The following is a 7,535-nucleotide window of genomic DNA, read 5'->3' as shown; positions in this document are numbered from 1 at the left end:
CGGCGGCGGCGGCGGCGGCGACCACAACAACGTCGACGACGACGAGGTCGCGCAGTAGCCCCGCGAGCGGACCGCCGCCCCGGTGACGTCAGAACATCGTCCCCGGGTTGAGGATCCCCTGCGGGTCCAGCGCCGTCTTGATGCGGCGGTTCAACTCCATCACGTCCTCGCCCAGCTGGGCGGGCAGCCACGGCGCCTTGAGTCGTCCCACGCCGTGTTCGCCGGTGATCGTCCCGCCCATCCCGATCGCCAGGTCCATCACCTCACCGAACGCCGCCTGGGCCCGGTGGGCGCGGTCCGGGTCGTCGTCGGCCAGCACGATGATCGGGTGCGTGTTGCCGTCACCGGCGTGGGCGACCAGGGCGATCGGCACATCACGCCGGGCCGAGATCTCCTCGATCCCGGCGACCAGCTCGGGAAGCGCGGGCAACGGCACGCCGACGTCCTCGAGGAGCAGCGTCCCGGTCTTGCCCAGGCTGGTGAACGCGGCCCGACGCGCGACCGTGAACTGCTCCCCCTCCTCGGGATCGTCGGTCGCGAACACCTCGCTCGCGCCGTGGGTGCGGAACGCCTCGGCCATGAACTCCGTCTCGGCCGCGCGGTCGGGTCCGGTGAGGTCGGACTGGGCCAGCAGCATCGCACCGGCCGAGGTGTCCAGGCCCATCCTCAGGTCCGCCTCGACGGCCCGGATCGAGACGTTGTCCATGAACTCGAGCATCGCCGGGCGGATCCGGCGGGTGACGGCCAGGACGGCGTCGCTGCACGCCACCACGTCCGGGAAGATCCCCACCACGGTGGAACGGGGCGGCTGTTCGGGGATGAGCCGCACGATGATCTCGGTGACCACCCCCAACGTGCCCTCGCTCCCCACGAAGAGCTTGGTCAGGCTCAACCCGGCGGTGTCCTTGAGCCGCGCGCCGCCCAGTCGCACCGCGGTGCCGTCGGCCAACACCACCGTCATCCCGAGGACGTAGTCGGTCGTCACCCCGTACTTCACGCAGCACAGACCGCCGGCGTTGGTGGCGATGTTGCCGCCGATCGAGCAGATCTCGTACGACGAGGGGTCCGGCGGATACCAGAGTCCGTGCTCGGCGACGGCCCGCTTGACCTCGACGTTGAGCAGACCCGGCTGGACTGTCGCGGTGCGGGTGACCGGGTCGACGTCGATGTCGCGCATGAGCTCGGTGGACAGCACGATCCCGCCCTCGACCGCCGTCGCTCCCCCGGACAGCCCCGAACCGGCCCCCCGCGGGACCACCGGCACGCCGTGCGCACTCGCCCAGCGCATGACCTCCTGCACGTCCCCGGTCGACCGCGCGCGCACCACGGCGAGCGGCATCCCCGGGGCCGGGGCCTTGGCCCAGTCCTGGCGGTATCCCTCGAGCACGTCCGCGTCCGTGAGCACGGAGGCGGTGTCGAGGCGGGCACGGAGGTCGTCCAGGATCATGACCCGAACCTACGACGAACCCTCCCGGATCCGCAGGCGGTCGAACACGGCCCGTAGCGGCCGTGGAGCCCACCAGTTGGCCTCGCCGAGCAGGAGCATCGCACTCGGGACGAGCAGCAGCCTGATGACGAACGCGTCCACCAGCACGGCGAGCGCCAATCCGAGCCCGAGCAGCCGGACCACGCTGATCCCCGAGGTACCGATGGCGAGGAACACCACCGCCACGAGCACCGCCGCCGCCCCCACCACGGGGCGGTGCGGGAGACCCCGTCGACCACGGCCCGGGTGGTGTCGCCGTGGCGGTCGTACTCCTCGCGGACCCGGGAGAGCAGGAACAACTGGTAGTCCATCGACAGTCCGAAGGCCAGGCACGCCATCAGTAGGGGCGAGGAACTGTCCACCACCCCCGTGGCCGTCACGCCCACCAGGTCGGCGAGATACCCCTCCTGGAAGACCAGGACCATCGCGCCGAAGGTCGCGGTGAGGCTCAGCGCCGCCATGACCAGCGTCTTGAGGGTGACCAGCACGCCACCGGTCAGCAGGAAGACCAGGGGCAGGACCACCGCCATGACGAGCAGGGCGACCGGGAGCGCCCGGTCACTGATCGCCTGGCGGGTGTCGACGTCGTCGGAGTAGGTTCCCGCCACCGGGGCGGGTGCCACCACCTCGCGGACACGTTCGGCGAGGTCTTGTTGCTCCGGTTGCGACAGACCGGGGGCCGTCACCACCTCCACCGCCGCGACGGAGCCCCGCCTCAGGTCGGGGTCACCGGGACCCACCGCGAGCCCGTCGGACAGGGTCTCGTCCGGTCCCCGCGTCGCCGTCACTCCGTCGATACGCGACACCCGCTCCGCCAACACCCCGGGATCGACCCCGTCCGCGAGGATCACCAGGGGATCGGACCCGAGGTCCGGACGCTCGTCGCGCAGTCGCTCCGCGGCCACCCTGGACGGGGCGTCCTTCGGCAGGACCCTGTCGTCGAGAGTGCCCAGCCGGAGGCCGAACGCGGGCGTCAGCAGGATCAACAGGAGCGCCGACACCCCCAGCGCCACCGCCACCGGGTGCCGGCGCGAGACCCCGAGCATCGCCGTCACCGAACGGCCGGGGCGGGTCGGGTCGACCCGTCGCACGGACCACGCGTCGATCCGCCGACCGAGGACCCGCAGGACCGGGGGCAGGACCACCAGGGTGAGGGTGGCGACCAGCACCACGACCGCGACACCGGTCATCGCCATGGATCTCAGGTAGGGCATGTCCACCGCCGTGAGCGCGGCCAGACACAGGCCGACGGTCACCGCCGAGATGACGATCGTCCTCCGGCACCGACGCATCGTGCGGGCGACGGCCTCAGGTGGGTCCGCCCCGTTCGCCAGTTCCTCGCGGAACCGGGTCACCACGAGGAGGCTGTAGTCGATCGAGAGCCCCAGCGCCAGGCCGATCACCAGGTTGAGGGCGAACACGGACACGTCGATCACGTGCACCAGGCCGGACAGGACGACGAACGACGAGAGCATGGCGAGCACGCCGATCGCGACCGGGACCGCGGCGGCCACCACGGAGCCGAAGAACAGCACGAGCAGGACGAGGGTGACCGGGACGGCGATGAGCTCGGCGCGGGTGAGATCCTCCCGGGCGATGAGGTCGTCCTCACGCAGCACCTCGGCCCGGCCGGTCAGCTGCCTCTCGACGCCCTCGCCGGGCGGGGGCAGGGCCTCGCGGAGCTCGTCCAGCGTGCGTCTGGACTCGGCGTCGTCGCCGGACAGCACCGCGCTCACCACCGTGGGCCCGTCCCCCGGCGCCGGCGACACGGTCACGCGACCCACTCCCCCGGCACCCGACAGGAAGGACGCCACCGCCTCGCCCTCGCGGGCCACTGCGGCGGACTCCGCTCCCGAGACCAGGACGATCAGATCGGGGGTGCCCACCCCGACCTCCGCGTCGAGCCGCCGTTCGGCGACGGCGGACGGCGTGGAGTCGGCACGGAACCCCCCGGGGGTCAGGGACTCCTCCACGCCGCCGGCGGAGAGCGCTCCCAACACGGCCAGGATCAGCGCCGCGGCGAGCGGCCACCCTCTCGCCAGGACCGACCGTCGGCGGTGAGCACGCGGCGTCGTCCGGGGTTCGGCTCTGTGACTCATGGGGCTCCTCATTCAGTCGTCCCCTCATTCGTTCCTGATCCCGAGGCGGATGGGCGACGAGCGGCCGGACGGTGAGGAGACCCGGACGGTGAGGATTCACTCGTTCGACCCATCCGGTCCACGGAAGGGGCCGAACCACCGGGACATCCCACAGGAAGGACTTCCCGTGAACCACCCACTCATCGACCGCCTAGCCAGAGACGAACGGGTCCAACTGTTCTCATCTCTCCAGGATGCGGGTCAGAGCCCCTACTACCGGACGATGAACTCCAGCACCGGCGCGACGAGCACCGTCCAGGGCGTGGACCGGATCATGCTCGGCTCCAACAACTACCTCGGCCTGGCCCGCCACCCCGAGGTCATCGAGGCCACCACCGAGGCGGTCCGTCGTTTCGGGTCGGCGAGTACCGGGAGCCGCCTGCTCAACGGGACGATGTCACTGCACGAGGAGCTGGAAGCGGAGATCGCTGACTGGTTCGGTACCGAGGACGCGCTGTGCTTCTCGACCGGGTACCAGACCAATCTCGGCACTCTCGGCGCACTCGTCGGCGAACGGGACGCGGTCGTCATCGACGAGTTCGCCCACGCCTCGCTCCGCGACGGCCTGCGCATGGCGCGGACCACCGTCCACCCGTTCCGCCACAACGACCTCGGCGCACTCGAGGACGCCCTGATCACGGCCCGCCGTGGCTCCCCGGAGCAGATCCTCGTCGTCGTCGATTCCCTCTACTCGATGGAGGGAAGCCTGGCGCCCCTGTCCGGCGTCGCGGAGCTCGCCCGGTCGTTCGGGGCCGCGCTCATGGTCGACGAGGCCCACGCCATGGGCCTGTACGGCCCGACCAGGCGGGGCTGGGTCGAGAAGACCGGGACGGTCGACGCCGTGGACGTGACCATGGCGTCGTTCTCCAAGTGTTCGGCCTCGTGCGGGGGTTTCATCACCGGCAGCTCCGACCTCGTGACCGGGCTCAGGGTCACGGCGCGGCCGATGATCTTCAGCACGTCCTCGGTCCCCGCCGCGACCGCGTCATCCCTCGCCTCGATCCGGCTGATGCGGACCGACGAGGGTGCGGCGCGCACCGAGGCGGTGCGCCAGAACTCGATCCTTCTGCGCGCCGAGTTGGGAAACAAGGGGATCGACTGCACCTCCGGCCTCACCGGGGACGAGTGGTCGCCCATCGTCCCCGTTCCCGTCGGCGACGACCTCCGCGCGGTCCACGTGTGGAACCTGTTGCTCGAGCGAGGCGTCTACACCGGTGTCGCGGTCCATCCGGCGGTCCCGGCGACCGGTGCGATCCTCCGTCTGTGCGTGACGGCGGACCACACGGAGGAGCAGCTGGTCGAGGCCGCCAGGGCGATCGCCGACATCCTCGCCGTCACCCGGGAGCTCTCCGCCCTATGAGGGTGGTCCTGACCGGGGCGTCCGGTGATTTCGGTACCGCGCTCCTGCGCGGTCTGATCCTCCGCGAGGAGGTCGATCACGTGGTCGCCCTGGCGCGGTCGCCGTTGCGGGTGCGGGACCCGAAGATCGAACGGCGGACCGTCGACATCGCCTCAGACGACCTCGACGAGGTCTTCGCGGGCGCCGACGCGGTGATCCACTGCGCCTTCATGGTCGAGGAGCCGCGCGACAAGGAGTCGGCGCGGGTCGTCAACGTCGACGGCTCGCGACGGGTCCTGCGGGCCGCCGATTCCGCCGGCGCCCGGGTGTGCGTGATGACCTCGAGCATCAACGCCTACGGCCCCCGCGGCGGCCCCGAGATCATCGACGAGACCGCACCGATCGGCGCCGGCGAGGAGCACTACTACTTCCACCACAAGGCACTCGTGGAGGAGGACGTGCGCCGGTGGCGACGAGGCTCCGACGGCCGCATGGCGACGGCGGTCCTGCGCCCGACCTACGTGGTGGGGCCCGACATGTCGAACTCCGGGTTGGAGACCATGCGGTCGCGCGTCGTCCTGCACCCGAGCCCCGGGAAGTCCTACTTCCAGTTCCTGCACCAGGACGACCTCGTCGACGCGTACCTGCGGGTGCTGCTCGCCGGCGTGGACGGCGAGTTCAACCTCGGTCCCGAGGGCGCCCTCACCGTCTCCCAGCTGTGCCGACTCAACCGCTCGGTCTGCGTCCCCGTGCCGCTGAGCGCCGCCCGACGCCTGGCCGACCTCGGGTTCCGGCTACGACTGCTGCCCTATTCCTCCCACTGGGTGACCTGCGGAGAACCGGTCACCACGTCACGACGACTCAGGGACGCCACCGGCTGGACGCCGCGGTACGACTGCACCGAGGCCGCCCGCCTGATGCTCGCCGGCTGATCCGGGCCCGAGCCCGCACCCACCCGACCGTGAACCGAAAGGACCCCATGCTCCTCACCTCCGAGAACCAGACCCTCGACTCCTACGCCCCCGGGCTGCGAGAACGCCTGTACGGCCACGGCCTCCTCGCCAACGAGGGCGCCCAGAGCACCGCCGTGGCCGACTGGTCCGACACCGGCGGGACCAGTCTCATCGTCCCCACCGCGCTGGGCGGTGCGGGCGCGAGCGCGGTCGACGCGGTGCGGTTCCAGACCGCCATCGGCGCGGTCGCCCCCTCCCTCGCGGCCGCGACCACGATGCACCACCTGTCGTGCGCGACCCTCTTCGAGGCCGCCGAAGACGCCTCGCAGGATGAGCGCGACCTCATCAGGGCGCTGGTCGAGGGCGGCACCGTGATGGCCTCCGGCTTCTCCGAGGGTTCCCCCGGGGGATCGGTGTTCCGCCCGACCATGACCGCCCGACGGGACGGTGACGACTATCTCCTCTCCGGCCGCAAGGCCCCCTGCAGCCTGTCGAGGTCCATGAGTCTCCTGGTGGCGAGCGCCCTCGTGGACGAGTCCGAGCGGGCCGTCGTCCTGGTCTTCGACGGTGCCGAGGGGTTGCGTCGGGAGGAGTTCTGGAAGAGCCCCGTCCTCGCGGCGGCCGAGAGCGACGCGCTCATCCTCGACGACGTCCGGGTCGAGTCCGACATGGCCTTCCTGACCTCCGAGAGCGATCCCGACGATGTGCACGAGATGACCGGCTACCTGTGGTTCGGGCTGCTCATCAGCGCCTGCTATCTCGGGGTGGCCACGCGTATGGTCGAGCGGCTCACCGATCGCGACCGACTCGACCCGAAGCTGTTCTCCTCGGCGCTCGCCGAGGTCGAGACCATGCGGACCGCTCTGCACGCGGTGGCTCGCGAGTTCGACGAGGGTGCTCGCGGTGGCGACGTCTCGGCTCGTCTCGCGCTGGTCCGGTGGTCGATGCGCGAGGCTCTGGTCAGGGTGCAGTCGATGGTCCGCGAGGCTGTCGGGGGGTTCGCCTACATGCAGGACCCGGAACTCGCCTACGCCTTCGAGGCCGTCCAGGTGTTCGGCTACCACCCGCCGTCGCGCCGGGACACCGCCGACAGGCTGGTGCAGTGGGCTCGCGGGGAAGACTTCCGCTACGTCTGAGCCAGCCTCTGAACCCGGCCCCGGCCTGAATCCGGACCTGGCCGGGGCCGAGAAGTGGGCACCCCAGTTCGACCAGAAGACCCAACTGATCGCCGGGGAGTGACCGGTCATCAGGACGTGACCGGTCACCAGGACGTGACCGGTCACCGGAAGTCGCGGCTGCGGCCGATAGCCATCCCCAGGTGGAGGCGTTCGATCTTGTCCGCCACGACGCTCACCGCGCCCGAGCGGTTCTCCACGGTGCCGCGGACGATGAGCGCCGGGGCGGAGGAGACGATCGGGCGGTAGCGCGCCCACAGTCCCACCGAGCACACGACGTTGGTCATGCCCGTCTCGTCCTCGAGGCTGAGGAAGGTCACCCCCTCGGCGGTGGCGGGCCGCTGCCGGTGGGTGACCGCACCGGCGACCTCCACCCGGCTGCCGTCGGGGACGTGGGCGAGCCCGGCGGTGGTGCACACCCCCCGGGAGTCGAGCCACGGCCGG

The 7,535-nt window shown here is 71.1% G+C and carries 6 protein-coding genes; 3 read left to right on the top strand and 3 right to left on the bottom strand.

Annotated features, from left to right (window positions below):
- Positions 1-88: 88 nt before the first annotated feature.
- Positions 89-1,447: an FAD-linked oxidase C-terminal domain-containing protein gene (locus tag G6020_RS02120; protein ID WP_182609515.1), complete on the bottom strand. Its 1,359-nt coding sequence runs from the start codon at positions 1,445-1,447 to the stop codon at positions 89-91.
- Positions 1,444-3,585, bottom strand: coding sequence for an MMPL family transporter (locus tag G6020_RS02115; RefSeq protein WP_182609514.1), 2,142 nt, complete (start codon positions 3,583-3,585; stop codon positions 1,444-1,446). The genes G6020_RS02120 and G6020_RS02115 overlap by 4 nt, the downstream gene beginning before the upstream one ends.
- 262 nt (positions 3,586-3,847) lie before the next feature.
- On the opposite strand from G6020_RS02115, the gene G6020_RS02110 reads away from it, so the two are divergent.
- The 3 genes from G6020_RS02110 to G6020_RS02100 are packed head-to-tail and all read left to right on the top strand — an operon-like array spanning position 3,848 to position 7,052.
- The gene (locus G6020_RS02110) at positions 3,848-4,984 is read left to right on the top strand and encodes a pyridoxal phosphate-dependent aminotransferase family protein (protein ID WP_241732531.1); all 1,137 of its coding nucleotides are present in this window, start codon (positions 3,848-3,850) and stop codon (positions 4,982-4,984) included.
- Positions 4,981-5,895 carry an NAD-dependent epimerase/dehydratase family protein gene (locus tag G6020_RS02105; RefSeq protein ID WP_179524708.1) on the top strand — a complete coding sequence of 305 codons (915 nt, stop codon included), beginning with the start codon at positions 4,981-4,983 and terminating at the stop codon, positions 5,893-5,895. The genes G6020_RS02110 and G6020_RS02105 overlap by 4 nt, the downstream gene beginning before the upstream one ends.
- Before the next feature lie 29 nt (positions 5,896-5,924).
- Entirely contained in the window at positions 5,925-7,052 is a 1,128-nt protein-coding gene (locus G6020_RS02100) for an acyl-CoA dehydrogenase family protein (RefSeq protein WP_206682192.1), read from the top strand.
- A 143-nt stretch (positions 7,053-7,195) separates the two neighbouring features.
- Here G6020_RS02100 and G6020_RS02095 read toward each other — a convergent pair.
- The coding region (locus G6020_RS02095) for an OB-fold nucleic acid binding domain-containing protein (protein ID WP_241732530.1) at positions 7,196-7,535 on the bottom strand (340 nt) is incomplete at its 5' end.

Source organism: Dietzia sp. B19 (assembly GCF_014145155.1).
Lineage (GTDB): Bacteria > Actinomycetota > Actinomycetes > Mycobacteriales > Mycobacteriaceae > Dietzia > Dietzia natronolimnaea.
Note: the sequence above shows the minus strand (reverse complement) of the source record. Positions and strands in the feature narration are given on the sequence as shown.

Bases quoted from the DNA above. Each gene is read 5' to 3' on its own strand.
- G6020_RS02120 (WP_182609515.1), bottom strand. From the start codon at position 1,447: ATGATCCTGGACGACCTCCGTGCCCGCCTCGACACCGCCTCCGTGCTC.
- G6020_RS02105 (WP_179524708.1), top strand. From the start codon at position 4,981: ATGAGGGTGGTCCTGACCGGGGCGTCCGGTGATTTCGGTACCGCGCTC.
- G6020_RS02110 (WP_241732531.1), top strand. From the start codon at position 3,848: ATGAACTCCAGCACCGGCGCGACGAGCACCGTCCAGGGCGTGGACCGG.
- G6020_RS02115 (WP_182609514.1), bottom strand. From the start codon at position 3,585: ATGAGTCACAGAGCCGAACCCCGGACGACGCCGCGTGCTCACCGCCGA.